Origin of the sequence: Ancylobacter sp. FA202 (genome assembly GCF_000380205.1) — a bacterium.
In the GTDB taxonomy this organism is placed as follows: Bacteria; Pseudomonadota; Alphaproteobacteria; order Rhizobiales; family Xanthobacteraceae; genus Ancylobacter.
Map to the genome: position 1 here is coordinate 4,495,791 of NZ_KB904818.1, position 24,483 is coordinate 4,520,273.

Annotated in this window: 31 protein-coding genes and 2 tRNA genes; 26 read left to right on the forward strand and 7 right to left on the reverse strand. The window is 67.2% G+C overall.

The features are described from left to right. Positions 1-7: 7 nt before the first annotated feature. From A3M1_RS0120845 to A3M1_RS0120890, 10 genes are all read left to right on the forward strand, one after another. Complete coding sequence (locus A3M1_RS0120845) at positions 8-481, forward strand: hypothetical protein (protein WP_026221431.1); 474 nt, start codon at positions 8-10, stop codon at positions 479-481. A 15-nt stretch (positions 482-496) separates the two neighbouring features. Continuing rightward, complete coding sequence (locus A3M1_RS0120850; protein ID WP_018390932.1) at positions 497-979, forward strand: hypothetical protein; 483 nt, start codon at positions 497-499, stop codon at positions 977-979. Beyond that, positions 969-1,994: a hypothetical protein gene (locus A3M1_RS0120855; protein WP_245261799.1), complete on the forward strand. Its 1,026-nt coding sequence runs from the start codon at positions 969-971 to the stop codon at positions 1,992-1,994. The genes A3M1_RS0120850 and A3M1_RS0120855 overlap by 11 nt, the downstream gene beginning before the upstream one ends. A 176-nt stretch (positions 1,995-2,170) precedes the next feature. Next, positions 2,171-2,896 (forward strand): TIGR02594 family protein, encoded by a 726-nt coding sequence (locus tag A3M1_RS0120860; RefSeq protein WP_026221432.1) that lies wholly within the window; start codon positions 2,171-2,173, stop codon positions 2,894-2,896. 70 nt (positions 2,897-2,966) lie between these two features. Beyond that, positions 2,967-3,227 carry a hypothetical protein gene (locus A3M1_RS0120865; RefSeq protein ID WP_156029587.1) on the forward strand — a complete coding sequence of 87 codons (261 nt, stop codon included), beginning with the start codon at positions 2,967-2,969 and terminating at the stop codon, positions 3,225-3,227. Further along, positions 3,224-3,673: a hypothetical protein gene (locus A3M1_RS0120870; protein ID WP_018390936.1), complete on the forward strand. Its 450-nt coding sequence runs from the start codon at positions 3,224-3,226 to the stop codon at positions 3,671-3,673. The genes A3M1_RS0120865 and A3M1_RS0120870 overlap by 4 nt, the downstream gene beginning before the upstream one ends. Beyond that, positions 3,657-3,872, forward strand: coding sequence for a hypothetical protein (locus tag A3M1_RS0120875; protein WP_018390937.1), 216 nt, complete (start codon positions 3,657-3,659; stop codon positions 3,870-3,872). The genes A3M1_RS0120870 and A3M1_RS0120875 overlap by 17 nt, the downstream gene beginning before the upstream one ends. Beyond that, complete coding sequence (locus A3M1_RS0120880) at positions 3,869-4,162, forward strand: hypothetical protein (RefSeq protein ID WP_018390938.1); 294 nt, start codon at positions 3,869-3,871, stop codon at positions 4,160-4,162. The genes A3M1_RS0120875 and A3M1_RS0120880 overlap by 4 nt, the downstream gene beginning before the upstream one ends. Continuing rightward, complete coding sequence (locus tag A3M1_RS0120885) at positions 4,149-4,355, forward strand: hypothetical protein (RefSeq protein ID WP_018390939.1); 207 nt, start codon at positions 4,149-4,151, stop codon at positions 4,353-4,355. Before A3M1_RS0120880 ends, A3M1_RS0120885 begins: the two co-directional genes overlap by 14 nt. 50 nt (positions 4,356-4,405) lie before the next feature. Beyond that, complete coding sequence (locus A3M1_RS0120890; protein WP_018390940.1) at positions 4,406-4,642, forward strand: hypothetical protein; 237 nt, start codon at positions 4,406-4,408, stop codon at positions 4,640-4,642. Positions 4,643-5,280: 638 nt separating this feature from the next. Here A3M1_RS0120890 and A3M1_RS0120895 read toward each other — a convergent pair. The 3 genes from A3M1_RS0120895 to rpsU all read right to left on the reverse strand — a co-directional run bounded on the left by A3M1_RS0120895 (position 5,281) and on the right by rpsU (position 6,113). Next, positions 5,281-5,357, reverse strand: a tRNA-Pro gene (locus A3M1_RS0120895). A gap of 154 nt (positions 5,358-5,511) precedes the next feature. Next, complete coding sequence (locus A3M1_RS0120900; RefSeq protein ID WP_018390941.1) at positions 5,512-5,769, reverse strand: hypothetical protein; 258 nt, start codon at positions 5,767-5,769, stop codon at positions 5,512-5,514. Between the two features lie 62 nt (positions 5,770-5,831). Next, positions 5,832-6,113: a 30S ribosomal protein S21 gene (gene rpsU, locus A3M1_RS0120905; RefSeq protein WP_018963975.1), complete on the reverse strand. Its 282-nt coding sequence runs from the start codon at positions 6,111-6,113 to the stop codon at positions 5,832-5,834. A gap of 417 nt (positions 6,114-6,530) precedes the next feature. On the opposite strand from rpsU, the gene A3M1_RS0120910 reads away from it, so the two are divergent. The 7 genes from A3M1_RS0120910 to A3M1_RS27110 all read left to right on the forward strand — a co-directional run bounded on the left by A3M1_RS0120910 (position 6,531) and on the right by A3M1_RS27110 (position 11,814). After that, the gene (locus A3M1_RS0120910) at positions 6,531-6,836 is read left to right on the forward strand and encodes an ETC complex I subunit (RefSeq protein ID WP_018390943.1); all 306 of its coding nucleotides are present in this window, start codon (positions 6,531-6,533) and stop codon (positions 6,834-6,836) included. A gap of 24 nt (positions 6,837-6,860) precedes the next feature. Further along, positions 6,861-6,937, forward strand: a tRNA-Arg gene (locus A3M1_RS0120915). A gap of 89 nt (positions 6,938-7,026) precedes the next feature. Further along, complete coding sequence (locus tag A3M1_RS0120920) at positions 7,027-7,611, forward strand: nucleoside 2-deoxyribosyltransferase (protein ID WP_018390944.1); 585 nt, start codon at positions 7,027-7,029, stop codon at positions 7,609-7,611. A gap of 165 nt (positions 7,612-7,776) precedes the next feature. Then, positions 7,777-8,061, forward strand: coding sequence for a hypothetical protein (locus tag A3M1_RS0120925; protein ID WP_018390945.1), 285 nt, complete (start codon positions 7,777-7,779; stop codon positions 8,059-8,061). A gap of 141 nt (positions 8,062-8,202) precedes the next feature. Beyond that, entirely contained in the window at positions 8,203-9,462 is a 1,260-nt protein-coding gene (locus A3M1_RS0120930) for an aminopeptidase (RefSeq protein ID WP_018390946.1), read from the forward strand. Positions 9,463-9,567: 105 nt separating this feature from the next. Further along, positions 9,568-11,676: a flagellar motor protein MotB gene (locus A3M1_RS0120935; RefSeq protein WP_245261801.1), complete on the forward strand. Its 2,109-nt coding sequence runs from the start codon at positions 9,568-9,570 to the stop codon at positions 11,674-11,676. A gap of 3 nt (positions 11,677-11,679) precedes the next feature. Next, complete coding sequence (locus A3M1_RS27110; protein WP_018390948.1) at positions 11,680-11,814, forward strand: hypothetical protein; 135 nt, start codon at positions 11,680-11,682, stop codon at positions 11,812-11,814. Positions 11,815-11,962: 148 nt separating this feature from the next. On the opposite strand, the gene A3M1_RS0120950 is transcribed toward A3M1_RS27110, so the two are convergent. After that, on the reverse strand, positions 11,963-14,206 hold the full coding sequence (locus tag A3M1_RS0120950) for a lytic transglycosylase domain-containing protein (RefSeq protein WP_018390950.1): 2,244 nt from the start codon (positions 14,204-14,206) through the stop codon (positions 11,963-11,965). A gap of 342 nt (positions 14,207-14,548) precedes the next feature. Between A3M1_RS0120950 and dapA the strand changes: the two genes are divergently transcribed. Both dapA and smpB read left to right on the forward strand, forming a co-directional pair. Further along, complete coding sequence (gene dapA / locus A3M1_RS0120955; RefSeq protein WP_026221433.1) at positions 14,549-15,439, forward strand: 4-hydroxy-tetrahydrodipicolinate synthase; 891 nt, start codon at positions 14,549-14,551, stop codon at positions 15,437-15,439. Positions 15,440-15,477: 38 nt separating this feature from the next. After that, positions 15,478-15,951 carry an SsrA-binding protein SmpB gene (gene smpB / locus A3M1_RS0120960; protein WP_018390952.1) on the forward strand — a complete coding sequence of 158 codons (474 nt, stop codon included), beginning with the start codon at positions 15,478-15,480 and terminating at the stop codon, positions 15,949-15,951. A 298-nt stretch (positions 15,952-16,249) separates the two neighbouring features. Here the strand turns inward: smpB and efp are convergent, their stop codons facing one another. Further along, the gene (gene efp, locus A3M1_RS0120965) at positions 16,250-16,819 is read right to left on the reverse strand and encodes an elongation factor P (protein ID WP_018390953.1); all 570 of its coding nucleotides are present in this window, start codon (positions 16,817-16,819) and stop codon (positions 16,250-16,252) included. A gap of 134 nt (positions 16,820-16,953) precedes the next feature. Here efp and epmA point away from each other — a divergent pair, with 134 nt between their 5' ends. Next, positions 16,954-17,997 (forward strand): EF-P lysine aminoacylase EpmA, encoded by a 1,044-nt coding sequence (gene epmA / locus A3M1_RS0120970; protein WP_018390954.1) that lies wholly within the window; start codon positions 16,954-16,956, stop codon positions 17,995-17,997. A 6-nt stretch (positions 17,998-18,003) separates the two neighbouring features. Here epmA and A3M1_RS0120975 read toward each other — a convergent pair whose 3' ends face one another. Together A3M1_RS0120975 and A3M1_RS0120980 are read right to left on the reverse strand one after the other, a co-directional pair. Next, a complete protein-coding gene (locus A3M1_RS0120975) occupies positions 18,004-18,672 on the reverse strand; it encodes a uracil-DNA glycosylase (protein ID WP_018390955.1) in 669 nt (222 codons plus the stop codon). 5 nt (positions 18,673-18,677) lie between these two features. Then, entirely contained in the window at positions 18,678-19,295 is a 618-nt protein-coding gene (locus A3M1_RS0120980; protein WP_018390956.1) for an NYN domain-containing protein, read from the reverse strand. Between the two features lie 246 nt (positions 19,296-19,541). Between A3M1_RS0120980 and rpoZ the strand changes: the two genes are divergently transcribed. The 6 genes from rpoZ (at position 19,542) to acpS (ending at position 24,447) form a co-directional block, all read left to right on the forward strand. Next, entirely contained in the window at positions 19,542-19,931 is a 390-nt protein-coding gene (gene rpoZ / locus A3M1_RS0120985) for a DNA-directed RNA polymerase subunit omega (RefSeq protein WP_018390957.1), read from the forward strand. A gap of 187 nt (positions 19,932-20,118) precedes the next feature. Further along, positions 20,119-22,320, forward strand: a complete 2,202-nt coding sequence (locus A3M1_RS0120990) for a bifunctional (p)ppGpp synthetase/guanosine-3',5'-bis(diphosphate) 3'-pyrophosphohydrolase (RefSeq protein ID WP_018390958.1) — start codon at positions 20,119-20,121, stop codon at positions 22,318-22,320. A 66-nt stretch (positions 22,321-22,386) separates the two neighbouring features. After that, positions 22,387-22,575, forward strand: a complete 189-nt coding sequence (locus tag A3M1_RS0120995; protein WP_018390959.1) for a hypothetical protein — start codon at positions 22,387-22,389, stop codon at positions 22,573-22,575. 81 nt (positions 22,576-22,656) lie between these two features. Continuing rightward, positions 22,657-23,250 (forward strand): orotate phosphoribosyltransferase, encoded by a 594-nt coding sequence (gene pyrE / locus A3M1_RS0121000; RefSeq protein WP_018390960.1) that lies wholly within the window; start codon positions 22,657-22,659, stop codon positions 23,248-23,250. Then, positions 23,247-24,023, forward strand: a complete 777-nt coding sequence (locus A3M1_RS0121005; protein ID WP_018390961.1) for a pyridoxine 5'-phosphate synthase — start codon at positions 23,247-23,249, stop codon at positions 24,021-24,023. The genes pyrE and A3M1_RS0121005 overlap by 4 nt, the downstream gene beginning before the upstream one ends. A 13-nt stretch (positions 24,024-24,036) precedes the next feature. Beyond that, positions 24,037-24,447: a holo-ACP synthase gene (gene acpS / locus A3M1_RS0121010; RefSeq protein ID WP_018390962.1), complete on the forward strand. Its 411-nt coding sequence runs from the start codon at positions 24,037-24,039 to the stop codon at positions 24,445-24,447. Positions 24,448-24,483 lie beyond the last annotated feature (36 nt).

Sequence of the window (24,483 nt, forward strand, 5' to 3'; positions counted from 1 at the left end):
CATTGCAATGCCTGTTTCACCCTCCCTCTACGAGGAAGGCACGATCACGCTCGTCAACGGCTCGGTCGATATCACCGGCGCTGGCACTGGCTGGCTTATCAACGGGGTTGCCGGCGGCACCCTCTGGGTGGTGTCCGGTGGCGCCGGCTACAGCGCGCCGATCCGCGAGATCAGCGCGGACGGCGCCGGCAAGCTGGCCGTGGCCTGGCAGGGACCAGGCGTTGCCGGTTCGGCTTACGTAATCACCCGCGAGAGCGCGCTCGCTGCCGATGCGCTCTTTGCCAGCAATGCGCTGGTCAAGGTGATCCGCGACCTGTCGCTGTGCGCCATCGCCCCCTATGGCAGCGGCACGCTGACGGAGCGCGACGCGCTGGCCCCCCAGCCGCCGACCGGCTCTTTCTGGCTTCGGGTGGAGACGGGATTTCCTCTGACCCTCACCCGCAAGGAAGCTTCCGGCTGGTCTGGTCCTTATTCGTTCTGATTGGGATTCCCCGCAATGAACCCCTCGACGCTTGTCCTCTACACCGGGGCTGAGAACGCCACGGTGACGCTCCGCATTGCCGGGCTGAACTGGACCGGCTCTCTCGCCGAGATCGAGATCACCCCGCGTCCGGGGGCGGATGCAATCCTGCTCTCCAGCGCGCCGGGCGGTGCGCTGGCGCTGGTGCCCGAGGTGGTGACCGACCTGGTGATCACCTATGGCGAGGAACTGATCAGCGGATTGGAGATCGGCGATTTCGGGCGCTGGTCGGGCTTCCGCACCGTTGGCGATGTGCGCGAGCCGATCGGGGGCGGCAAGGTGGTGCTTGGTGGACCCGGGCAGTTCTTCGGCCCGGCCATGGCCGTGGTGGCGACCGGGGCGCCGCAGGGCGTGCCGGGTCAAGGCATCAATGTCATATTGGTCGACCACACCGACTGGCCGCCGGCGGACGATGCAAACCCGCTCAACTGGTATGTGAGGCTGGCTGATGAGAGTTGACCTCTCTTCCGCTACCGCGTTGCGGGTGGCGGGGCGTGACGTCGCCGAGTTGAGGGTTGCCGGGCGCCGTGTTTGGCCCCGCCCGGACCCGCTCCTTACCCGCCTCGCCGGCGTCGGATATGCCGGCTCGATCTATCAGGTGACGCACGGCGGGGCCGGCCGCTGGCAGTACGACACCGGCGGCGGCTGGGCCGACTTCGCGCCGGCACAGACCTCGGGCGTGCTCACGACGGGGCTGGTGCAGGACGGGGCAGCAATCTCCTGGCTGCGCGACGATGGCGTGCGCTCGAATGCCTCACCGCGCTTGTGGGTGCCCTATGCGATGCCGGGGCTCGCCGGCGTGTTCGATATCCGGCGTGTCAGCTCCGGTGCAACCTCATGGCCTGCCGCCGCCGGTGGCATGAGCTACACCCAGCCGAATGCAGCCATCCGCCCTGTCTACGAGCCGACCGGACTGGCGGGTCGGCCTTGCTTCTTCAACGCTGGGGATCGGGTATGGATCATCAACGGACTGCCGCCAGCGCCGGCGGAGCGGACATTAATCGGCCTTTTCGCCTTCGTTGCGACCGATCCCGGCAACTCATTGTCCCAGATCTACAACAGCCAAGCCGGGGCGTGGGGCGTGGTGAAAAGCTGGATCAATAGCGGCAAGCGCGTGCTCTGGATCACCCGCACAATCGGCCTCAACGATGCCCATGGCGGCGATCCGGCCATCACCGACGACGCGGCCTGTATCGTATCCGCCAAGACAAAACGCCCGTCTGGTGACCATGCTTTCCGCGTTGACGGAACGCCTGCAGGCAGCGGCACATCTGCCGTCGCGGCCTATGTCGACAATGGCGGCACGTACACCATGGGCGGGTATATCCGGCTAGGCTCGCATGCCTATGTCGACGCGTACATGACGCTCGACGACGAGACCAAATTCGAGGGGTGGTGCGCCTGGACGCAGGGCTTTGTGGATCTACTGTCGCCCGGCCATCCGAACAAGACAGCGCCGCCGCTGGCGAGTTAGCCGGGCGCGCCCGCAACCGCGCCCGGCAGTCCGACCCGGACCCGGGCGGAGACGGTCGGACGGGCTGCTATAGCGCAAATAAGTGACGCTGGGGAAAACATCTGTCCCGCCTGCGCCGCCGCATTCCCCAGCCGCCTCCGGGCGGCTTTTTCATGTCCCGACATCGGAGAGAGACCATGAACACCGTTGAGCTTCAGCGGCGATTGATCGCGCTTGGCTATGACCTCGGACCTTCGGGGGCAGATGGATCATGGGGCCGTCGAACTGACCATGCCGTGCGGGTATTTCAGACGGCGCGCGGACTTGTGGCTGATGGCCAGGTCGGGCCGAAAACGCTTGCCGCCCTCGGCGCAATTGCTGTTGCCACAGCCGCCGCGCCGACGATGTCCGGCATCGAGCAGATCCTGCCGTGGATCGAAGAGGCGAAGCGCAATCTCGGCCTGCGCGAGGTCAAGGGTGCGCAGCACAACCCGACCATCATCAAGTGGCTCGACCGCCTCTCGGCACCGTTCCGTAACGATGAGGATGCCTGGTGTGGGACTTTCGCCGGCTGGTGCATCGCCGCGACGCTGCCGCAAGAGCCTGTTCCGGCGAACCCGTGGGGCTCGATCAACTGGCTGAAGTTCGGCAAGCCCCTCGCCGAGCCGATGATGGGCTGCGTCGCCGTGTTCTGGCGGGGTTCGCCCTCCGGATGGCAGGGGCACGTCGGGTTCCTGGTCGGCCAAGACGCTGAGGCCTTCCATGTGCTCGGCGGCAACCAGTCCGATGCGGTGACGATCACCCGGCTCGCCAAGAGCCGCCTGCGCCCGGGCGGGCTGCGCTGGCCGTCGACCTTCCTCGACCCCGTGGTCGCGCTGCCGCGCCGCTCGCTCGCCGGCAGCCTTTCGCAGAACGAGGCGTGAGATGCGCGCACCTGTGAAGCCGCTCGCGGAAGAGCTCTTTCGTGACAACTGGCCGAGGCGCCGTCGCTGGATGTCCATCGTCCTCGCCTGGGCGATGGGAAATGCACAAGCGATCATCGTCGCGGCCATCGTCAAGTGGGATGAGAACGCCCTTCTCATCCAAGCGCTGATCGCGCTGCTGGCGCTGATCGCCTCCATCGTCGGCGCCTATGTCTTCGGCGCGAACTGGGATGATCGGGACAAGCGCCGCCACCTCGCCGACCGCGATGACTTCAACCCCTATACGGCGCAAGGCTTCCGGCCGGGCGAACCGGGGAGTGCCCCGGGATGATCGCGCTCATCCTCTCCTGGCTCCCGTCATGGAGCGTGACCTTCGGCGCGGGCGGCGCGGCGCTGCTTGGCCTGGTGCTGCTCGGCTATTCGCTGCTGCCGCTCGCCCGCATGCCGATCCTCGCGGCGGCCGGCGGCATCATCTGCCTCGGCGCTGCCTGCTACCTCGCCGGCATCGGCTCGGCGCAGTCGGTGTGCGAGGAGGGCGCGCTCCGCCGGCAACTGGCGGACGCGCAGGCAGAGACCGAGGCGATGCGGATGCAGCGTGATCTCGCCCTCAAGGCCACGGCCGACGCCAACCGTCGGGCGCTCATCCTCGACGAAACCATGCAGGCCAATCAGGATCGGATTGACGACTATGAAGCCGAGCTCGCCAAGCGCCCGCCGGATCGCCGCTGCGATCTTACTGACGATGACCTGCGCGGGGTGCGTGGGGGAGCGCGCTAAGCCGCAGCCGATCGTGCTGCCGGAAGCGCCGGGGTGGCTGTCGCCGGTGGCGGTGCCGAATCTCAAGACCGGCATGGATGCCCGCGTCGCGCTGGCGCGGACCTATACCGCGCTGGCGCTGGCCAATGGGCGCCTTGGCGAGGGCCGGGATTGGTATGCGGGCGTGCGCGCCGGTGTGGCGGGGAGCAAGTCGCAATGAGTGGGATGCCCCGCCCGGCGGATGGTCATCAGCGGTTCAAGCTCGATTACACCATCAACATCGTCAACATCGCTGCGTTCATGGGCGCTCTGCTGTCGGCCGGCTACGCCTATGGAATCCTGCACGCTCGCATTGGCGTGCTGGAGGTGCAGATGGCCGCGCAAGCTCAGACGCAGGCGCGGCAAGTGGACCTCATGGAGCGATGGGTCCGCACCGATGAAAAGGTGGCGGGTATCGCGATCACTGTCGAGAAACATGATAGCCGGATCGACCGCCTTGAGCAGCGATAGCACCTTCCGCGCCTCCTTCGACAAGCCCACGGGCCTGCTCATCATCGACGGGCCCGGCTTCTCTGGCATCGCCACCCCGGAGCAGTGGGAGGCGAACGAGCGGTTCATTCGGCAGGCCCGGCACCGCGCGCGGCTGGACGCCTACGAGGGCAAATGGCCGGACGGATTCCTGAAGCAGATCGCCGACCTTTAGACCAATCCCCACACCTGCCGGGGACAAGGCAGGAATCAAAGGAGAAGACCATGCATGTGCGCGCCAAGATGAAGGTGATGGCGATCACGCCATTCCATTCCAGCGACCCGAACAGCGCCTGCGCTGAAGTCCGGCTCATGCCCGTCTACGGCGACAGCCCGGAAAACAAGACATGGTCGCAGTACACGCCCAACGGCGAGTGCCGGATGACGATCACCAACCCCTCGGCCATCGATGCCTTTGAGGTCGGGAAATCCTACTTCCTCGACTTCACGCCCGCCGACTGACATTCGCGCGGCCTCGCGCGGATCGCCGCCGGGACGCCTCCCGGCAAAGCCTGTCTGTCACCTCGCCCCGCTGCCCTCACGGGTGGCGGGGCGTTTTTCATTGTTTGACACCGGCGGCGTTTCGTTCTCACTCTGTTCTCATGAACGGACAGAGCCCTCTCGTCGGATTTCAGTGCCGGTGTGGCCATCGGACGGTGTATGTGCGCATCACTGCGATGGATCTGCTCGCTCGACCCGGCGAGACAATCCACGATGTCCGGCTGAGGATGCGCTGCAGAGTCTGCGGCGAGCGCGCGCCTAATGGGCCGTATCCTTTCGCCGATCCGGCCGCCAGTCAGCTGTGGATATGTATTGACAGGGTGATCAGCGAGCGCTTCGAGCGTGAAGAGCCGTAGCGGCTCATTTCGCGCTCCACCAGTCGAAGCACTCCCGGCACATTTCGCTGCCCAGTCCTCGGTGCGGGCATCCCGGGCCGCAGCCGGGGCGTGTGAGCCAGCGCCAGATGCGCCAGGCAAAGGTGAGGGCGCGCTCAAGCATGCGCGCCTGTCCCGGAACGGGTGACGAACACGCGTCAGAACGGATTGTCAGAACGCCGTCAGAACGGCGACCAGATAGTGATGATAGATCAATAGGATGGCTGGTCGGGGCAGCAGGATTCGAACCTGCGACCTGAAGTACCCAAAACTTCCGCGCTACCGGGCTGCGCTATGCCCCGACACCTTGAACGCCCGCATGAACGGGCAACGTCTTCGCGCCCGCTTGGGCCGGGCCGCTGTCAGATGGCACAGAAGCATCCCGCTCGGCAAGATGCGGCGGGCGGAAGGCCCGCGCCACAGGGGACGCCGGCCCACCGCGCCAGGCTGAAGCGCCTATCGTGCGGAGGCGACCTTGCGCTTGGCGGCCGCGCTCGGCTTGGGCGCAGCAGGCTTGGCTGCCACCGCCGCGCGCTCGGCGGCCTCCTTCGCCAGCCGCGCTGCCCGAAGCTGCGCGGTCTTGGCCTCCCGCCGGGCGACTTCCTGGTGAATCGTCTCCATGGCGGCGCGCGAGATCGCCTCGGCCTTGGTTTCCAGCCGGCTCAGCGGCGGCTTGGAGACGGGAAGGGCGGGGGCGGGCAGGGTGTCGCTCATGGGAAAATTCCTTTTGTTGTCGTCAGGCACGGTCTCAAGGCGCGTGAGGTCGCAGCGCGAGATCAGTCGGCCGAAGGCGCCGGCGCGGTCGCCGGGCGGGCGAAGGCCGGGCGGGTGGAGGGCTTCTTCTTCGGGGCGGCGATCAGCCCCTCACGAACCGCCTGCTTGCGCGCCACCTTGCGGGCGCGACGAACGGCTTCGCCGGCTTCGCGGTTGCGACGCTCGGAGGGCTTCTCATAGGCGCGGCGCGCCCGCATCTCCCGGAAAATGCCTTCGCGCTGCATCTTCCGCTTCAGAACCTTCAACGCCTGGTCAACATTGTTATCGCGTACGAGAACCTGCAAATCCTGTCCAATCCTGTGGTCTATTCGAATGGTAAAAGCCGCCGTCGCGAACGACGAGGTTTTTCTTATATAGGACGAGAGACAGAAAAAGTCAGGGGCCTCTACGCGCTGATATGCGCGCGCGCTGGCCGAATGAGCACCGGACCGGGCCGGGCAGCGACCTCGGATGCTCTCGCCGCGGACTCGAATTGCCTACGCTCAACCGCGAATGCTGCCGCATATTCCACGGCACGCACGCACCGCAGGCGAAGACGGTTTCAGGTGGCGTGGCCGATGAGGCCGGCGGATGGGGGAAGCGGGCGCAGGGCCATTGCCAGAACGTAGTGACCGCCTTAATCAGGGCGGGCGAGGCGCCTGGCCCGCTTCGACGCTGGCGCACGGCGCGGCGGGGGCGGCGAGGCAAGGGAGCGAGGGGAAATGGTCGCACGCATCTACAAGCCGACCCGGACCGCCATGCAGTCCGGCAACGCACGAACCAAGCTGTGGGTGCTCGACTATGAGCCCGAGCAGCCGCGCCTTGTCGAACCGCTGATGGGCTATACCAGCTCCGGCGATATGAAGAGCCAGCTGCGCCTGCGCTTCGACACCAAGGAAGAGGCCGTGGCCTATGCCGAGCGGCATGGCATCGCCTACCAGCTGCAGGAGCCGCAGGAAGCGGCCCGTCGCCGCATGGCCTATTCCGACAATTTCAGCTTCCGCCGCATCGGCCAGTGGACCCACTGACCGCCCTGCCGGCGGGCACAGGCGGGCCGCGTAGCTCAGCTGGATAGAGCAGCCGCCTTCTAAGCGGCAGGTCGCTGGTTCGAGCCCAGCCGCGGTCGCCACCCCTTGCCGCACGCAGCAGCCGGTTGGCATGCTTGCGCGGGAAGGGCGGGCGAGGCTAAGCCTGCTTCGCCTGTTCCGCGAGTGCCCCATGTCCCCCCTTCTTCGCCTCTATCTCGCCGGACCCGAGGTGTTCTGGCCGGATGCCGCGGCCCAAGGCGCGCGGCTTGCCGCCATCTGCGCCGATGCAGGCGCGCAGGGCCTGTTTCCCCTGCATGAAGACGGCGTCGATATCCGCACGGCCTGCATCGACATGATCGACACGGCCGACGCGCTGGTGGCCAACATCACCCCGTTCCGCGGCGTCCATATGGACCCCGGCACCGCCTTCGAGATCGGCTATGCCGAGGCGCGCGGAAAGCCGGTGTTCCTGTGGTCGGCCGACCGCCGGCCGCTCACCGAGCGTCACCCGCCGGTGGCAGAAGGCAGGGACGGGGAGGGGCACCTGGTGGAGGACTGGGGCAAGCCGGAGAACCTCATGATCGTGCCAGACGGGCGCACGGTCTGGTCGTCGCCCGATGAGGCGGTGGCCGAGGCCGTGTCGGTGCTGGATTTCACGTTAAAGAACCGCGAGCTGCAGCGCCGCACGAGGCGTTCGGTGGTGATCGCCGTCGCGGTGAGCCTGGCCGCCGCGCTGCTGGCGGGCAGCCTCGCGGACTGGCTGGTCGGCTGGTAGCGCAGGCCGGACGTTACGCATTCGCCGGCCGACATCTTGGATCCACTCATTCCTGCCAAGATGTGAACGGAACCATTTCCTGCAGTGCGCCGTTGTCTGTCCGAACGGATCGGACTTCATGTTCTGATCCAGAAGCAAAAGCTTTCAGACGACGGAGATGACATCATGCGCAAGTTCATTCTTGCCTCTGCTACTCTGGGCATCCTCACCGCTGGCGGCGTCGGCGCCGCTTTCGCCGATCAGCCCGCTTATCGCGGCCAGGTCTATGAGGGCCGCAACGCCTATATGGGCGAGCGCTATTATGGCGGCCCGGACTATGCCCCGCGCTATCGCACTGCGCCGCTCGGCCCGGCCTATGGCTATGAGCCGTCCTATGCCGATCCGTGGGTCATGCGCGGCGATCAGGCGATCATCAACCAGGAGCGTGCGAACAAGCGCAGCGAGCGCTGATTTCGCAACGGAATTCCTGATCGGAGCGGGCGAGCCTTGGGCTCGCCCGTTTTCGTTTGTATAGGCTCCGGCTTGACGGGCGACACCGCGCCTTTCTTGAATGGCGGTGCAGTGACACGCCGCCATCGTTCGGAGACCACCATGACCAAGCACGCCGGCACACCTCCCGATCTGCTCTCGCACGACGAAAGACTGGACCGGCTTGGCGCCGTCGCCGTGCATGTCGGGCTCGGCCTACAGCCGGGGCAGGAACTGGTGATGACCGCCTCGCTCGACGCGCTGCCGCTGGTGCGCCGAATCACCGAGCACGCCTACAAGGCCGGTGCCAGCCTGGTCACCACCCTGTTCAGCGACGAGGAAGCGGCGCTGATGCGCTTCCGCAACGCGCCCGACAACAGCTTCGATTCCGCCAGCGGCTGGCTCTATGAGGGCATGGCCAAGGCCTTCGCCTCCGGCGCGGCGCGGCTGGCGATCTCCGGCGAGAACCCGTCCCTGCTGGCCAATGAGGACCCCGACAAGGTGTCCCGCGCCAACCGCGCGCGTTCCAAGGCCTATATGCCGGCGCTGTCGCACATCGCCAATTTCGACATCAACTGGACCATCGTCTCCTATGCCTCGCCGGCCTGGGCGAAGGCGATGTTTCCCGACGATCCCGAGGACATTGCGGTCGCCAAGCTCTGGCACGCCATCTTTGCCGCCTCGCGGGTTGATGCGGTCGATCCGGTGGCGGCATGGGCAGCGCATAACGCCGAACTGCAGGCGCGCACCGCCCGCCTTAACGCGAGCCGCTACGCGGCGCTGCGCTTCCGTGGGCCGGGGACCGACCTGACCGTCGGCCTTGCCGACGAGCATGAATGGGCGGGCGGCGCTTCGCAGGCCAAGAACGGCATCATCTGCAATGCCAACATCCCCACCGAGGAAGTGTTCACCACGCCGCACCGCGCCCGCGTCGACGGCTATGTCGCCAGCACCAAGCCGCTCGCCTATCAGGGCACGCTGATCCAGGACATCGCGGTGCGCTTCGAGGAGGGCCGCATCATTGAAGCACGGGCGCGCACCGGGGCGGACGTGCTGAACAAGGTGCTCGACACCGACGAGGGCGCCCGCCGCCTCGGCGAAGTGGCGCTGGTGCCGCATTCCTCGCCGATCTCGAAGAGCGGCCTGCTGTTCTACAACACGCTGTACGACGAGAACGCCGCCAGCCACATCGCGCTCGGCCAGTCCTACTCGAAGTGCTTCATCAACGGCGCGACGCTGACGCCGGAGGAGCTGGCGACGCGCGGCGCCAATGCGAGCCTCATCCATATCGACTGGATGATCGGTTCGGGCGAGGTCGATGTCGACGGCATCAGCGCCACCGGCGTCGCCGAGCCGGTCATGCGCAAGGGCGAATGGACGTGAGGATGGCGTTTTGGTCCGGGGCGGCTTTCTGATGTCGCCGATCTATGGTGAAGTTCCTCGGCCTTGCGATCGGCCGAATCCGGTCGCTGGACGGGGGACGTTGTGATGTGTCGTTGGCGCGCCTGGTGGAAAGGGCTTCCCGCCCTTGCCGTGCTGGTGGCGCTTGCCGTCACCTTCGCGCGGGCGCCGGTGGAGCAGGACCTGACCGAACGGGCGGAGGCACTGCTCTCCGTCATCGGCGAATCCTGGGCGCATGCGCGGTTCGAGGGCCGCAATGCGCTGCTCGAAGGCGAGGCGCTGTCCGAGGAAGCGCGAATCAAGGTGCGCTACGAACTGGCGCGCCTGTCGGGCGTGCGGGTGGTCGAGGACCGCACCACCCTGCTGCCGGAACGGCGCCCCTTCACCTTCGCCGCCATCCGCGACGGCAGCAAGCTGCACCTGGAAGGCTATGTGCCGTCCTCCTATGCGCGGCGGCGCATCGCCGAGGCGGCGGCGGCCATGGCGCCCGGCATAGTGGTGACGGGTGAGAAAGAACTGGTGCGGGCGCGCGGCGTGCCGGCCGGCGATTTCATCGGCGTCGTCACCTTCGGCATCCAGCAGCTGGCCAAGATGCCGGCAGGCCGCATCACCATTTCCGACGATGCCTTCTCGATCGAGGGGCGGGCGCCTGATTTCGCCAGCTATGACGCGCTGGAAGTGACCGTCCGCAGCGAATTGCCCGGCGATTTCGACCTGGCGCGCTTTGCGGTGCTGCCGCCGATCGTGTCGCCCTTCATCTGGTCTGCGGCACGCGAGAAGGATGGCGACGTCACGCTCTCCGGCTATATCCCGCTCGGCGACGCCCGCCGCGCCTTGCTCGACATGGTGCGCGGCGCCGTTCCCGGAGCGGCGATCTCCGACCGGCTGCGGCTGGCCGATGGCGCCCCGCCGACCGAGGGCTGGCTCAAGGCGGTTGCCTTCGCTCTCGGCCAGCTGGGCCGGCTGCCGAACGGCACGGTGACGCTCTCGGGCACCACCATCGCCATCGACGGCACGGCGCCCGACTTCGCCGCCTATGACGCCTTGGCCGGGGCGCGGCGGAACGTGCCGGAGGGCTATACGCTGACCCGGTTCGCCGTCGAGCCGCCGCGCGTCGATCCCTTTGTGTGGGGCGTGCAGCGCACCGCGAACGGGCTGCGACTGACCGGCTATGCCCCGTCGGAGGAGGCCAAGCGACTGGTTCTCGACGCGGTGCGCGGCGATTTTCCCGGCGTGCCGGTGAGCGACGAGATGCGGATCGCGATGGGCGGGCCGGCCGGGGAGGCGTGGGTTTCGGCCACGAGCTTTGGCGTCGACCAGCTGTCCCGGCTGCGGCAGGGCGCGGTGCGCGGCACGGGTACGACGCTCTCCATCTCCGGCGAGGCGCTTGATGCAGCGGCCTTCATGACCGTTCGCGCTGCGCTGGAACAATCGCCGCCGCGTGGCTTCACCCTGCGCAGCGATGTGCGGCCGCCGGTCGTCTCGCCCTATGTCTTCAGCCTGCGCAAGGATGGCGATGGCCTGACGTTGTCAGGCTTCTTTCCCTCGCCTTCCGAGCATGAACGCCTGGTCGAGGCCGCCAGGACCCAGTTCTTTGGCGCCCGGCTGAACGACGTCTCGGCCATCGCGCAAGGCGCGCCGCAGGGCTTCACCGCCGCCGTCATGACGGCGATGCGCCAGCTGTCGCGGCTGGAAAGCGGCGAGGTACGCTTCGACGACGACCAGCTGAAGGTGACGGGGACGGTGCTCTATCCCGAAGCCGTCACCTCGGTGCGGGCCAATCTGGCAGCCGGCCTGCCCTCCGGCTTCACGCTCGACGTGGCGCTCGATGTCGCTCCGGCCCCGGCGCCTGTCGATGCCACAGCCTGCCAGAGCGTCATCAATCACCTGCTGGAAAAAGGCACCATCGCCTTCGCCGCCACGGACGCGACCATCGAGACCTCCAGCTTCGGCCTGCTCGACCGAATTGCGGCGGCGGCGGCGAGCTGCCCGGATGCGCTGATCGAGATTTCCATCCGCCAGCCGGATACGGATTCGGCCTTGGCGGCAGCACGTGCGCAGGCGCTGGTGCAGTATCTCGCCGCCGCCGGCATCGCTCCCGACCGGCTGATCACCGGCGAGCAACCTTCTCTCGCGGCGCAGACCCCCGCCGCAGCCACCGCGCCAGCCGCCGGCGTCCAGCTGATCGTGAGGTGAGGCATGTTGTTCCTGGCGCTTGAACTCTGGCCCTATCTGGCCACCGCCCTCGCCATCGGCCTCGCCACCGGCTGGTGGAGCGGCTGCGCGCCGAAGCGGGCCCGGACGCTCGCCCCTGGCACGGGGAAGGGCGCGTGATGACCCCCTTCGCCATCGACGTGACGCTGCTTTTGGTCGGGACCTATCTCATTGGCTGCGTCGGCGGCTGCTGGCTCCGCCGCATGATACACGGCCGCCCGCCTGGCTGAGGTGGGCAAGGGGGCGGCGCGAGGCCGCCCCGCCGCGATCAGATCCGCGAGCCGCGCAGATCCGCCTCGATCTGCAGCGAATCGCGCGAGCCGAAGCGCGATTTATAGACCTGCGCGTTCTCCATCACCCGCTGCACATAGTTGCGGGTCTCGGAGAAGGGAATGCGCTCCACCCAGTCGATGGGATCAACCGAGGGGTCGCGCGGGTCGCCATAGGCGGCGATCCACTTCGCCACATTGCCGCGCCCGGCATTGTAGGCGGCGAAGGTCAGCACATAATTGTTCTGGTAGTTGTCGAGCAGGCTGCGCAACTCCGCCGCGCCGAACTGCACGTTGACAGCCGGAACGGCGAGACGCTTCGGGTCCAGTGTGGTGCCAGTGCGCCGGGCGATGGTGGCGCCGGTGGCGGGCATCACCTGCATCAGGCCGGTCGCTCCGGCGGACGAGCGCGCCGAGGGGTTGAACATGCTCTCCTGCCGCGCAATGGCATAGACCAGCGAGCGGTCGACATCCTCGGTGATCGGCCGATAGGCGGGAATGCCGATGGTGGGATAGGCCTCGGCCTCCAGCGGAATGCCGCGATTGAGCGCCACCTTGCCGATCATCGTCATCGCCCGCGCGTCGCCCTGCTGCTTGGCGAGTTCGGCCAGCAGTCCGAGTTGCGCCGCATCCGGCAGCCGCTCGGCGAGGTCATAGCCGAGCGCGATGGAAAGGTTCGACTTGTCGAGCTTTTCCAGCAGCTTGAAGATCATCACCCCTTCGTCGCGGTTGAAGGCGTTGCGCTGGGCGGCATTGGCGGCCGGCGCGGTCTGGATCTTCACCCGCGAATTGCCCAGCTTGGCGGCCGAGAGCTGGCCGTAATAGGCGGTGCCGTACTGGGCGGCCGTCGCATATTGGGAACGGGCATTGGCGGTGGAGCCAAGTGCCTCATAGGCGCGGCCCTGCCAGTAATAACCGCGCGACACGGTGGCGGGATGGGTCTGCCGCTCCGGCACCTTGGCGAAATGAGCCAGCGCCGCCTTGGGCTCGTTGAGGTAGCGCAGCGCCAGCCAGCCGGCCATGAAATGGTGGTCGGCCCGCATGTGCTCGTCTTCCGGCTCGGCCGCCTCGCGCGCCACCTTGTAGGCGGTGCGGGCATCGCCCTTGTCGAGCAGGCCGCGCGCCACCAGCCGGCGCTCCACCCACCACTCATCCGGATCGACCAGCAGGGCCCCGTCCTTCGGTGCGCTGGAAAGGGTGCGCGCGGCGGCGGCGTGGTCGCCCTGCCGGCGCTGCATCTTGGCCAGCGTATAAATATAGGCCGGGTCCGAACGCAGCGAGCCCGGCACCGCCGCCAGCAGCTTGCTGACATCGCCCTTGCCGGTGGACAGCGCGATGCGGGCCCGCGCCAGCGCCACGACGTCATTGCCAGCGCGCTCGGCAGCCCGCAGGCCGCGCTCGCTGTCCTCGGCATAAAGCAGCTTGTCGGCGCGGTATTTGTGGTCGGTGCGCGTCAGCAGGCCGCCAAACTCGACCATGACGGTCGATTCGGTATCCGAGCCGAGCGCGTCTTCCTGCCAGGCATTGCGCAGCCAGGCCGCGCCCGCCTTCTGGTCGCCAGCGGCGAACAGCGCCCGCGCCAGCGCGATCTTGCCTTCGCCGGAATAGGGTGCCTGCTCGGCGAAGAAATTGAGGATCGTCTGCGGATCCTTGTTCTCGACATAGAGCAGATATTCGAGACGGCGCCGCAGCACGATCGGCGTGGGCAGGGTGGGGTGAGCTTCCAGAATGGCGACGGCGCGGTCATAGCCGACATCGCGCGCGGTCACGCGCAGCGCCAGCCAGCGCACCAGCGCCTGCGCGCCAGGGTCGCGCATCTGGTCGGCGATGGCCAGTGCCTGGGCGCTCTGGCCCTTGTCGATCAGGTCGGTCGCGGTCTTGAGGTCGCCGCTGGCCCCAGCAAGCGCCGGCGACGCCGCCAGCGCCATGCCGGCGACCGCAGAGGCGGCCGTCACCTTGGACGAGGGCGCGAGCGTCGGCTTGGCGGCAGGGGTGGGGGCCGACTTCTTCGCCGCCGTCTTCGGCTTTTCCTTGGAGCTCGCGGCTTTGGCGGCCGGCTTTGCCGCCGGCTTGGGTGCGGGAGTCGGCGTCGCGGCCTGCGCGAGTGAGAGAGGCAGCACAGGAATGAACCCGGCCGAGCCGAGCAGCAGCGCGGCCGCGACCGGCAGCACCGCACCGGCGCGGCGACGTGAGCCGTTTTCGGAACGCCGCCGCAGCGGATGATCGTTCACGCGCTCGCTCATGGCGGTTCGCTCTCCTGACAAACACATCGCGCCCGAGAAGGTCAGCCTCGCAGCCGGCTCGGGCAGCTTCAGTTGTCGCTCGATCTTATTGACGAAATGCTAACCAAAACCCCAGCACAGCCGCATCGCTTCGGTTCAGCGGCGCCTTCGGCACGATGTAGCCGCATAACCCGGCGAAACGGCGGCAGCGTGCCGCACCCGGCTGCGCTTTGCCAGTCTTTGCCGCGAGAAGCGCCAACAATGCCCTTCCTTCGGCCGCGCCGACGCGATATCTGATGCCCCCTCGCCGCACCATGCCTGGCCATGTTGCGCGACAAGGACACAAAGCTTCAGGAGCGCGCCATGTCCCACCCGCTGCCCTTACGTGGATCCTTTACGGCACTCGTGACGCCGTTCCGCGATGGCGCGTTGGACGAGAAAGCGTTCCGGGACCTTGTCGACTGGCAGATCGCGGAAGGCATCCACGGCCTCGTGCCGGTCGGCACCACGGGCGAGAGCCCGACCGTTTCCCATGACGAACACAAGGCCGTGGTCGAATGGACGGTGGCGCAGGCCGCCGGGCGCGTGCCTGTGATCGCCGGTGCCGGCTCCAACAACACGATCGAGGCGATCGACCTCGCCCGCCACGCCGAGAAGGCGGGGGCGGACGCGGTGCTTGTGGTCACGCCCTACTACAACAAGCCCGGCCCCGAGGGGCTGTACCAGCACTACAAGGCCATCAACGACGCGATCGGCATTCCGATCTACATCTACAACATCCCCGGCCGGTCTGTGATCGACATGTCGGTGGAGACGATGGCGCGGCTCTATGAGCTGCCCAACATTGCCGGCGTGAAGGACGCGACCGCCAATCTCGTGCGCGTCAGCCAGCAGCGCCAGGCGATGGGGGCCGGCTTCAACCAGCTCTCCGGCGAGGACGCCACCGCCCTGGCCTTTATGGCCCATGGCGGCGACGGCTGCATCTCGGTCGCCTCGAACGTCGCGCCCAAGCTCTGCGCGCAGCTGATCGAGGCCTGCATCGCCGGCAATTACGTCAAGGCGTTGGAGCTGCAGGACCGTCTGTTCCCGCTGTTCCAGGCGCTGTTCGTTGAAACCAACCCGAGCCCCACCAAATATGCACTGAGCCTGCTCGGCAAGATTGTCGATGAGGCCCGCCTTCCCATGGTGCCCGTCACCGAAAAGACCAAGGAAACCGTCCGCGCGGCGATGCGCCACGCCGGGATCCTCAACTGACGCAGGCCGGGGCATCCGCTCCGGTTCGGAGCAAAGTGATGGCCGAGAAAAAGACACAAGAACGCAAGGTCGTTGCCGACAACCGGCGGGCGCGGTTCGATTTCGAGATCGGCGAGGTCTTCGAGGCCGGCATCGCGCTGTCCGGCACCGAGGTGAAGAGCCTGCGCAGCGGGCGCGCCACCGTGGCCGAGAGCTATGTCTCGGCCAAGACCGGCGAAGCCATCATCTACAACACCTTCATCCCGGAATATCTCCAGGCCAACCGCTTCAACCACGAGCCGCGCCGCCCGCGCAAGCTGCTGCTGCACAAGCGGCAGATCGCCAAGATCTGGCAGGCGGTGGAGCGCGAGGGCATGACGGTGGTGCCGCTGCGCATCTATTTCAACGAGCAGGGCCGCGCCAAGGTGGAGATCGCCATCGCCCGTGGCCGCAAGGCGCATGACAAGCGCGAAGCGCTGAAAGCCAAGGATTGGGCGCGCGACAAGCAGCGGCTGATGCGCGACCGGGGGTGAGGGCGCCCCCCGCCTAGGTCGTCATCCCAGGCAAGCGCTATGCGGCAAAGCCGGGGCAGCCCCAGCCCCTTCAGGCCGTCATGGCCGGGCCGGGCCATCCACGTCTTTACCGTGCGCCCCGGGCCACGGCGTAGATCCCGGGCCAAGGCGTAGATCCCGGGTCAAGCCCGGGGATGACGGCGTTCATGGTGGATAGCCGTCGGTAGGACGCGCTCGGCGCATCCCGCCATTTCCCGGCCAATATCAAAGAAAAGCCCGGCACTTGGCCGGGCTTTTTGATTCGATTTGTCAGAAAGACTCAGTCCTTGGCACGCTCGACATAGGAGCCGTCGGCGGTCATCACGACGATGCGGGTGCCGACCGCGATGTGCGGGGGCACCGCCGAGCGCACGCCGTTGGAGAGAATGGCGGGCTTGTACGAGGAGGAGGCGGTCTGCCCCTTCATCGCCGGCTCGGTCTCCACCACTTCGAGCACCATGCGCTGCGGCAGCTCGATGGCGATGGCGACGCCCTCGTGCACCGACAGATGCACGTGCATGCCGTCGCTGAGATAGGCGGCCTGCTCGCCGATCACATCCGGCGACACCGCGATCTGGTCGTAGTTTTCCGGGTTCATGAAGTGGAAGCCTTCACCGTCCGAATAGAGGAAGGTGTAGGGACGGTCCTCGACGAGGGCGCGCTCCACCTGCTCGGTGGTGCGGTAGCGCTCGGAGACCTTGGTGCCGTCGGAGATGCGGCGCATGTCGAGCTGCGTCACCGGCGTGCCCTTGCCGGGGTGGATGTTCTCGGCGGTGAGCACGACATAGAGCTTGCCGTCCATGTCGACCACGTTGCCCTTGCGCAGCGTGCTGGCGATGACCTTGACCATTGCGGTCCTCTGGCTGTTGGGTGCGCCGCATCGCGCGGGGCACCGCTGGGATTCCGTTGCGGCCTCCTATACAAGCGCGCCCGCTTTCCGCCAACCCCGCCCGCATCCCGCACTGCGCGCGCCGGAGCCTCGCCATGTCCGTATCCGCCTCGCCCTGGTGGTCGCCCGCGCGCCATGCCGATCGCCGGCCGTTCCTGCTGGCGCGGCAGAAAATCCAGGCCGCCCTGCGTGCCGCCTTGGCCGCACAGGATTTCATCGAGGTGGAGACGCCGATCCTGCAGGTGTCGCCCGGCAATGAGATCCACCTCAAGGCCTTCGCCACTGAGCTTGAGCGGCCGGACAGCTCGCGCACGCCGCGTTATCTCCACACCTCGCCGGAATTCACCGCCAAGAAACTGCTGGCGGCCGGCGAGACGCGGCTCTTCACCTTCGCCCGCGTCTTTCGCAATGGCGAGCGCACGGCGCTGCATCACCCCGAATTCACCATGCTCGAATGGTACCGGGCCCATGAGGGCTATGAGGCGCTGATGGACGATTGCGCGGCGCTGCTGGCCGTGACCGCGCAAACGGTGGGCGCCTCGCTTTTCCAGTTCGGCGACCTGTCCTGCGACGTGACGCAGGCGCCCGAACGGCTCACCATCGCGCAGGCCTTCTCCCGCTTCGCCAACATCGACCTGATGGAAAGCGTCGGCGCGGGCGGCAACGCTCGCGACCAGCTCTGGCAGGCGGCGCAGCACGCGGGCATCCGCGTGGCACCGGATGACACATGGGCGGATGTCTTCACCCGGGTGATGGTGGAGAAGATCGAGCCGTATCTCGGCATCGGCCGGCCGACGATCCTGTGCGACTACCCGCTGTCCGAGGCGGCCCTGGCGCGCCCCAAGCCTTCCGACCCGCGCCTTGCCGAACGGTTCGAGCTCTATGTCTGCGCCGTCGAACTCGCCAACGGCTTTGGCGAACTCACCGACGCGGCCGAGCAGCGCCGGCGCTTCGATGAGTGGATGGACGAGAAGGAGCGCCTCTATGGCGAGCGCTACCCCATCGACGAGGATTTTCTCGCCGCTCTGGCGCACATGCCGGACGCCTCCGGAATCGCGCTGGGCTTCGACCGGCTGGTGATGCTGGCAGCCGGCGCGCCGCGGATCGAGGATGTGCTGTGGGCGCCGGTGGCGCCCTGACCGGGATCAGCCCAGCGCGTCGATATGAGCCCGCACCTTGGCGAAGACGGCGTGGAACATCTCCGTCGTGAGCACGCCGGTATTCGTGTTGTAGCGCGAGCAGTGATAGCTGTCGAAAAGCACCAAATCGCCCAGCCGGTGCACGGCGCCATGGGCGAATTTGTGGTGCGAGAGCCGTTTGCCATGCGCGGCCAGCACCTGGTCATGGGCGATTTTGCCCAGCGCGACAATGGCGCTGAGGCTCGGCAGCAAGCCGATGGTGGCGGAGAAGAACGGCCGGCAGGTCCGTATCTCGTCGGTGGTCGGCTTGTTCTCCGGCGGGACGCAGCGCACGGCATTGGTGAGCCGCGCGTCGCGCAGCCGCAGCGAATCGTCGGGCCTCGCCTCGAACGTACCGGTGGCGAAGCCGAATTTGATCAGCGTCGAATAGAGCAGCTCGCCGGCATAGTCGCCGGTGAACGGGCGCCCGGTACGGTTGGCCCCACGCACACCCGGCGCGAGGCCGACGATCAGCAGCCGCCCGTCGACTGGCCCGAAGGAGGGCACCGGCGCGTTGTGCCAGCCGGGCTCCTGCGCCCGCCAGTGGTCGCGGAAGGCGACGAGGCGCGGGCATAGCGGGCAGTCGCGCGGCGGCTCGGGCTCCGCCACCGCCAGCGAGGCGTCGAGCGCCGCCATCGGGGTCAGGCGTCCGCCGGGTCGTCGTCGGAGGAGGGCGCCGGCGTGCGACGTTCGAGGAAGCGGGGCGTCTCCTGCATGCGGCCGGAACGGTCCGCCGGGTCGCGGCCGACACGCGCCTGCAGGTCCACCAGGTCGAGGAATACGTCCGCCTGCCGGCGCAGCTCGTCGGCGATCATCGGCGGCTGGGTATGGATGCTGGAGACCACCGTCACCCGCACGCCCTTGCGCTGCACCGCCTCCACCAGCGAGCGGAAATCGCCGTCGCCGGAAAAGATGACGATGTGATCGACATGGTCGGCCAGTTCCATGGCGTTGACCGCCAACTCGATATCCATGTTGCCGCGCACCCGGCGGCGGCCCTGGCTATCGGTGAACTCCCGCGCCGGCTTGGTCACCACCGAATAGCCATTGTAGTCTAGCCAGTCGAGCAGGGGGCGGATCGACGAATATTCGGTGTCTTCGACCAGCGTCGTGTAATAGAAGGCCCGCAAAACGTAGCCGCGTCCCTGGAAGTCCTTCAACAGGCGCTTGTAGTCGATATCGAAGCCGAGGGACTTGGTGGCGGAGTACAGATTTGCCCCATCAATAAAGAGGGCGATCTTTTCCATGCCGTTGACCATAGTGATGAAATACCCGGACTGATAAATCTGGATCGGTCGCGGACGCCCCGACGACGCCGGCCCCCATCCGCCGCCTATAGACATAACCGATTTATGGCGACGGCGAGACGAAGGGCCATGTTATCAGCCGCTTTTAATCGCTTGATCGTGAGCAGCCCGGCCCCACCCTCAGATGGGAAAGCTTGCCCCTGAGGCCGGATTGGTTTAAGGACCCCGCTTCCCTTATCCCGTCAGGAGTGCCGAAGCATGGCTCGCGTCACCGTCGAGGACTGCATCGACAAGGTCGACAATCGCTTCGAGCTGGTCCTTCTTGCCGGCCACCGTGCGCGCGCCATCGCGTCCGGCGCGCCGATCACGGTTGACCGTGACAACGACAAGAACCCGGTTGTGGCCCTGCGCGAGATCGCCGACGAGACTGTCTCGCCGGAAGATCTGCGTGAGGAACTGATCCACTCGCTCCAGAAGTTCACCGAAGTGGACGAGCCGGAGCCCGAGACTGTACCCATGATCGCCTCGTCCCATTCGTCGGGCGGCGACGATTCCGATGTCATGCTCGACCGCATGACCGAGGAAGAGCTGCTGGCCGGCCTGCAGGGGCTGGTGCCCCCCGAGCCGAGCGACGACGACGAAGGTTGACGCCCTTTGGGTGAACCGGTTTTCGGGCCGATCCTCCCACTCCAATTCGAGCAAACGGCCCGGCCCCGCGCCGGGCCGTTTCCGTTTAGCCTGCCTTTTCCGCGACATGCGGCTTGCGCTGGCCGGGCTTGCGGACGATATCTAGCCCAGCGGCCGCCTCGGTCGATCCTTCTCGCGAGTTTCTGTCATGATGCGGCAGTACGAGCTCGTCGAGCGCGTGCGCCGGTACAATCCCAATACCGACGAAGCGCTGCTCGATCGCGCTTACGTCTATGCAATGCGTGCCCACGGCACGCAGAAACGCGCCTCGGGCGATCCCTATTTTTCGCACCCGCTCGAAGTCGCCGCCATCCTGACCGACCTCAAGCTCGACGACGCCACCATCGTGGCGGCGCTGCTGCACGACACGATCGAGGACACCGACGCCACCCGCGAGGAGATCGACCGCATCTTCAGCCCGCAGATCGGCGCGCTGGTCGAGGGCCTGACCAAGATCAAGAAGCTCGATCTGGTTTCCAAGCAGGCGAAGCAGGCCGAAAACCTGCGCAAGCTGCTGCTCGCCATCGCCGACGATGTCCGCGTGCTGCTGGTCAAGCTCGCCGACCGCCTGCACAACATGCGGACGCTCAAATGGGTGCCGGAGGAAAAACGCTCCCGCGTCGCCCAGGAGACGCTGGACATCTATGCGCCGCTCGCCGGCCGCATGGGCATGCACGACATGCGCGAGGAGCTGGAGGACCTGTCCTTCCGCCAGCTGTCGCCGGAAGCCTATGATTCGATCCTCGGCCGGCTGCAGGCGCTGAAGGAGAATAATGGCGAGCTCGTCGCGGCGATTGAGCGCGAACTGTCCGACGCCATCGCGCAAAAGGGAATCGAGGCCGTCGTCACCGGACGACAGAAGCGCCCGCACTCCATCTGGCGGAAGATGGAGCGCAAATCGGTGGCGTTCGAGCAGCTCTCCGATATTTACGGCTTCCGCATTCTCGTCGACACCGTCGAGGCCTGCTACGCCGTGCTCGGCGTGGTGCACACCAAATGGCCGCTGGTGCCGGGGCGGTTCAAGGACTACGTGTCCACCCCCAAGCAGAACGATTACCGCTCGATCCATACCACCGTGGTGGGGCCCGGCCGACAGCGCGTTGAGCTGCAGATTCGCACCCGGCAGATGCATGAGATCGCCGAATACGGCATCGCCGCCCATGCGCTCTACAAGGACACCGGCGGCTCCGATCCACTGACCCGCGATTCCAACGCCTATGCCTGGCTGCGCCGCACCATCGAATTGCTGGCCGAAGGCTCCAGTCCCGAGGAGTTCCTGGAGCATACCAAGCTCGAACTGTTCCATGATCAGGTATTCTGCTTCACCCCCAAGGGCCGGCTGATCACCCTGCCGCGCCGCGCCACCCCGATCGACTTCGCCTATGCCGTCCATACCGGGGTCGGCGACCGGGCGGTTGGGGCGAAGATCAACGGCAAGATTTCGCCGCTGGTGTCGGAACTGCAGAATGGCGACGAGGTGGAGATCATCACCGCCTCCGGCCAGACGCCGCCGGCGGCGTGGGAATCCATCGTCGTCACCGGCAAGGCCCGCGCTGCCATCCGCCGCGCCACCCGCGCCGCCGTGCGGGCGCAATATGCCGGGCTCGGCAAGAAGATCGTCGAGCGGGCCATCGTCCGCGCCGGAAAGGTCTTCTCCGAGGAGAAGTTGGCAACCTCCGTCGGCCGCCTGGCGCGCACCTCGCTGGAGGATGTCTATGCGGCGGTCGGGCGCGGCGAGATGCGCTCGGACGATGTGGTGAAGGCAGTGCATCCCGAATGGACCGGCCCGCGCCCGGAAGAGCGCGCCGCGCTCAAGGGCGAAGGCTGGTTCGAGCTGGAGCAGGGCCAGAGCCTGAAGTTCAAGATCCCCGGCATCGAGAGCGACCCCGATCCGCTCACCGCCATCCCGATTCGCGGCATCAACCGCGAGCTGCCGGTGCGCTTCGCCCCCAATGGCGGCGCCGTGCCGGGCGACCGCATCGTCGGCATCCTGTCGCCGGGCGAGGGGATCACCATCTACCCGATCCAGTCGCCGGCACTGCAGGATTTCGAAGAGGAGCCGGAGCGCTGGCTCGACGTGCGCTGGGATGTCGAGGAAGACGACCCGCAGCGTTTCCCGGTGCAGATCGTCGTCGTCGCCACCAACGAGCCGGGCTCGCTGGCGCAAATTGCCCAGGTGATCGGCGAGCGCGACGGCAATATCGAGAATCTGCGCATGTCGTCGCGCTCGGCCGATTTCACCCGGATGGTGATCGATATCGGCGTCTATGACCTGCGCCACCTCAACGGCATTCTCACCGATCTGCGCGCCCGGCCGGTGGTGTCGAGCGTGGAACGGGTGAACGGCTGATAAGGAACCGTTAACCCTATCCGGCGTTTCCTCGGCAGTCCCAGTAGGCGACCGCAGGAGACACCGATGACCGAGCAGTTCCAGGCCAATGTCCGCATCGTTTCGGGTGTCGCCAAGGTCCTGTGGGGCCGGTTCATCGGCGATGGTCACCGTGTCGCCAGTGGCCGCGTCGAGCAGCTTTCCGGGGAAGCGGCGCTGGCCTGCGCCCGTGCTCGCAGCCGCGCCGTGCGCGAAGGCTCTGTCGCTGGCGCCTGAACGAGCGCGGCGAATGGGTGACGTGGCCCGACGGATGGGCTATCACGCCCCCCATTCAGCAACCTGCTCCGGGCGTTCGAGATGACACAAGACGAGGTCGTGGCCGAGTTCCGTGCGGCGGGCGCGCTGCTGGAGGGGCATTTCATCCTTTCCTCCGGCCTGCGCAGCCCGATTTTCCTGCAGAAGATGTTCATCTTCCAGGACCCGGTCCGCACCGCGCGCCTGTGCAAGGCGCTGGCGGAGAAGGCCGAGGCGGCGTTCGGCAAGATCGACTATGTCGTCTCGCCCGCCGTCGGCGGCATCGTTCCCGGCTATGAAACGGCCCGCCAGCTCGGCGCCATGGCGGTCTTCGTCGAGCGCGAGGGCGGCACCTTCCAGCTGCGGCGCGGCTTCACCATCCCCCCCGAGGCGAAGGTGCTGATGGTGGAGGACATCGTCACCACCGGGCTTTCGTCGCGCGAGTGCCTCGCCTCGATTGCCGAGCACACCTCGAACGTCGTCGGCGCCGCCTGCCTGATCGATCGCTCGAATGGCAAGGCCGATCTCGGCGTGCCCCTGGTGGCGTTGGCAAAGCTCGATATTCCCACCTATCCCGCCGACGCGCTGCCGCCGGAACTCGCCGCCCTGCCGCCGGTGAAGCCCGGCTCGCGCAGCATCCAGGGGGTGAAGGCGTGACCACGCTCATTCCCCCCATCCGGCTCGGCGTGAATGTCGACCACGTCGCCACCATCCGCAATGCGCGCGGCGGCGATCTGCCCGATCCGGTGCGCGCCGCCCAGCTCGCCTGCGCCGCCGGCGCCGACGGCATCACCGCGCATCTGCGCGAGGACCGCCGCCATATCCGCGACAGCGACATGCGGCGCCTGCGCGAGCAACTGACGGTGCCGCTGAATTTCGAGATGGCGGCGACCGACGAGATGGTCGCCATCGCGCTCGAACATCGCCCGCATGCCGCCTGCCTGGTACCCGAGCGCCGGGAGGAACGCACCACCGAAGGCGGGCTCGACGTCATCGGCGGCGGCATCGATCTCGCCCACAAGGTGGAAAAGCTCGGCGCGGCCGGCATCCGCGTGTCGCTGTTCGTCGCGCCGGATGCCGACCAGATCGCCCGTGCCGCCGATATCGGCGCGGCGGTGATCGAGCTTCACACCGGCGCCTGGTGCGAGCTTATTGCCGCCGGCGAGAGCGACAAGGCCGAGGCCGAGCTGGCGCGGCTGCTGGCGGCGGCCGGGCAGGGCAGCGAACTCGGGCTGGAGATCCATGCCGGGCACGGACTCGACTTCGCCACGGCGGAAGTCATGGCCGGCGTGGCGGCGGTGCGCGAGCTCAATATCGGCCATTTCCTCATCGGCGAGTCCATCTTCGTCGGGCTGGAAGGCGCCATCCGCCACATGCGTACCGCGATGGCGCGCGGCCGTGCCCGCCTCGGCGCGCCGCAGGCGGCGTGAGGGAGGGCAGGGCATGATCCTCGGCATCGGCTCCGACATCACCGACGTGCGGCGCGTTGCCGAGGTTCTGGAGCGCCATGGCGAGCGCTTTCTCGACCGCGTGTTCACCCCGGTGGAGCGCGCCAAGTCCGATCGCCGCGCCCGCCGGGCGGAAAGCTATGCCAAGCGCTTCGCCGCCAAGGAGGCCTGCGCCAAGGCCCTTGGCACCGGGCTGGCGCAGGGCGTGTTCTGGCGCGACATGGGCGTGGTCAACCTGGCCTCGGGACGGCCGACGCTGAAGCTCACCGGCGGTGCGAAGGCGCGGCTCGACGCCATCACCCCCGCCGGCTTCGAGGCACAGATCGACCTCACCATCACCGATGACGGCCCGCTGGCTCAGGCCTTCGTCATTATCAGCGCCGTTCCCGCCGGGGCTGGCGGCTAGGGGCTGCCGATGCGGCACCTCGTGCGATCGTGAGCG

Coding starts and splice junctions, on each gene's coding strand:
- A3M1_RS0120845 (WP_026221431.1), top strand. CDS start 8: ATGCCTGTTTCACCCTCCCTCTACGAGGAAGGCACGATCACGCTCGTC.
- A3M1_RS0120850 (WP_018390932.1), top strand. CDS start 497: ATGAACCCCTCGACGCTTGTCCTCTACACCGGGGCTGAGAACGCCACG.
- A3M1_RS0120855 (WP_245261799.1), top strand. CDS start 969: ATGAGAGTTGACCTCTCTTCCGCTACCGCGTTGCGGGTGGCGGGGCGT.
- A3M1_RS0120860 (WP_026221432.1), top strand. CDS start 2,171: ATGAACACCGTTGAGCTTCAGCGGCGATTGATCGCGCTTGGCTATGAC.
- A3M1_RS0120865 (WP_156029587.1), top strand. CDS start 2,967: ATGTCCATCGTCCTCGCCTGGGCGATGGGAAATGCACAAGCGATCATC.
- A3M1_RS0120870 (WP_018390936.1), top strand. CDS start 3,224: ATGATCGCGCTCATCCTCTCCTGGCTCCCGTCATGGAGCGTGACCTTC.
- A3M1_RS0120880 (WP_018390938.1), top strand. CDS start 3,869: ATGAGTGGGATGCCCCGCCCGGCGGATGGTCATCAGCGGTTCAAGCTC.
- A3M1_RS0120890 (WP_018390940.1), top strand. CDS start 4,406: ATGCATGTGCGCGCCAAGATGAAGGTGATGGCGATCACGCCATTCCAT.
- A3M1_RS0120900 (WP_018390941.1), bottom strand. CDS start 5,769: ATGAGCGACACCCTGCCCGCCCCCGCCCTTCCCGTCTCCAAGCCGCCG.
- A3M1_RS0120910 (WP_018390943.1), top strand. CDS start 6,531: ATGGTCGCACGCATCTACAAGCCGACCCGGACCGCCATGCAGTCCGGC.
- A3M1_RS0120920 (WP_018390944.1), top strand. CDS start 7,027: ATGTCCCCCCTTCTTCGCCTCTATCTCGCCGGACCCGAGGTGTTCTGG.
- A3M1_RS0120925 (WP_018390945.1), top strand. CDS start 7,777: ATGCGCAAGTTCATTCTTGCCTCTGCTACTCTGGGCATCCTCACCGCT.
- A3M1_RS0120930 (WP_018390946.1), top strand. CDS start 8,203: ATGACCAAGCACGCCGGCACACCTCCCGATCTGCTCTCGCACGACGAA.
- A3M1_RS0120935 (WP_245261801.1), top strand. CDS start 9,568: ATGTGTCGTTGGCGCGCCTGGTGGAAAGGGCTTCCCGCCCTTGCCGTG.
- A3M1_RS27110 (WP_018390948.1), top strand. CDS start 11,680: ATGTTGTTCCTGGCGCTTGAACTCTGGCCCTATCTGGCCACCGCCCTC.
- A3M1_RS0120950 (WP_018390950.1), bottom strand. CDS start 14,206: ATGAGCGAGCGCGTGAACGATCATCCGCTGCGGCGGCGTTCCGAAAAC.
- dapA (WP_026221433.1), top strand. CDS start 14,549: ATGTCCCACCCGCTGCCCTTACGTGGATCCTTTACGGCACTCGTGACG.
- smpB (WP_018390952.1), top strand. CDS start 15,478: ATGGCCGAGAAAAAGACACAAGAACGCAAGGTCGTTGCCGACAACCGG.
- efp (WP_018390953.1), bottom strand. CDS start 16,819: ATGGTCAAGGTCATCGCCAGCACGCTGCGCAAGGGCAACGTGGTCGAC.
- epmA (WP_018390954.1), top strand. CDS start 16,954: ATGTCCGTATCCGCCTCGCCCTGGTGGTCGCCCGCGCGCCATGCCGAT.
- A3M1_RS0120975 (WP_018390955.1), bottom strand. CDS start 18,672: ATGGCGGCGCTCGACGCCTCGCTGGCGGTGGCGGAGCCCGAGCCGCCG.
- A3M1_RS0120980 (WP_018390956.1), bottom strand. CDS start 19,295: ATGGTCAACGGCATGGAAAAGATCGCCCTCTTTATTGATGGGGCAAAT.
- rpoZ (WP_018390957.1), top strand. CDS start 19,542: ATGGCTCGCGTCACCGTCGAGGACTGCATCGACAAGGTCGACAATCGC.
- A3M1_RS0120990 (WP_018390958.1), top strand. CDS start 20,119: ATGATGCGGCAGTACGAGCTCGTCGAGCGCGTGCGCCGGTACAATCCC.
- A3M1_RS0120995 (WP_018390959.1), top strand. CDS start 22,387: ATGACCGAGCAGTTCCAGGCCAATGTCCGCATCGTTTCGGGTGTCGCC.
- pyrE (WP_018390960.1), top strand. CDS start 22,657: ATGACACAAGACGAGGTCGTGGCCGAGTTCCGTGCGGCGGGCGCGCTG.
- acpS (WP_018390962.1), top strand. CDS start 24,037: ATGATCCTCGGCATCGGCTCCGACATCACCGACGTGCGGCGCGTTGCC.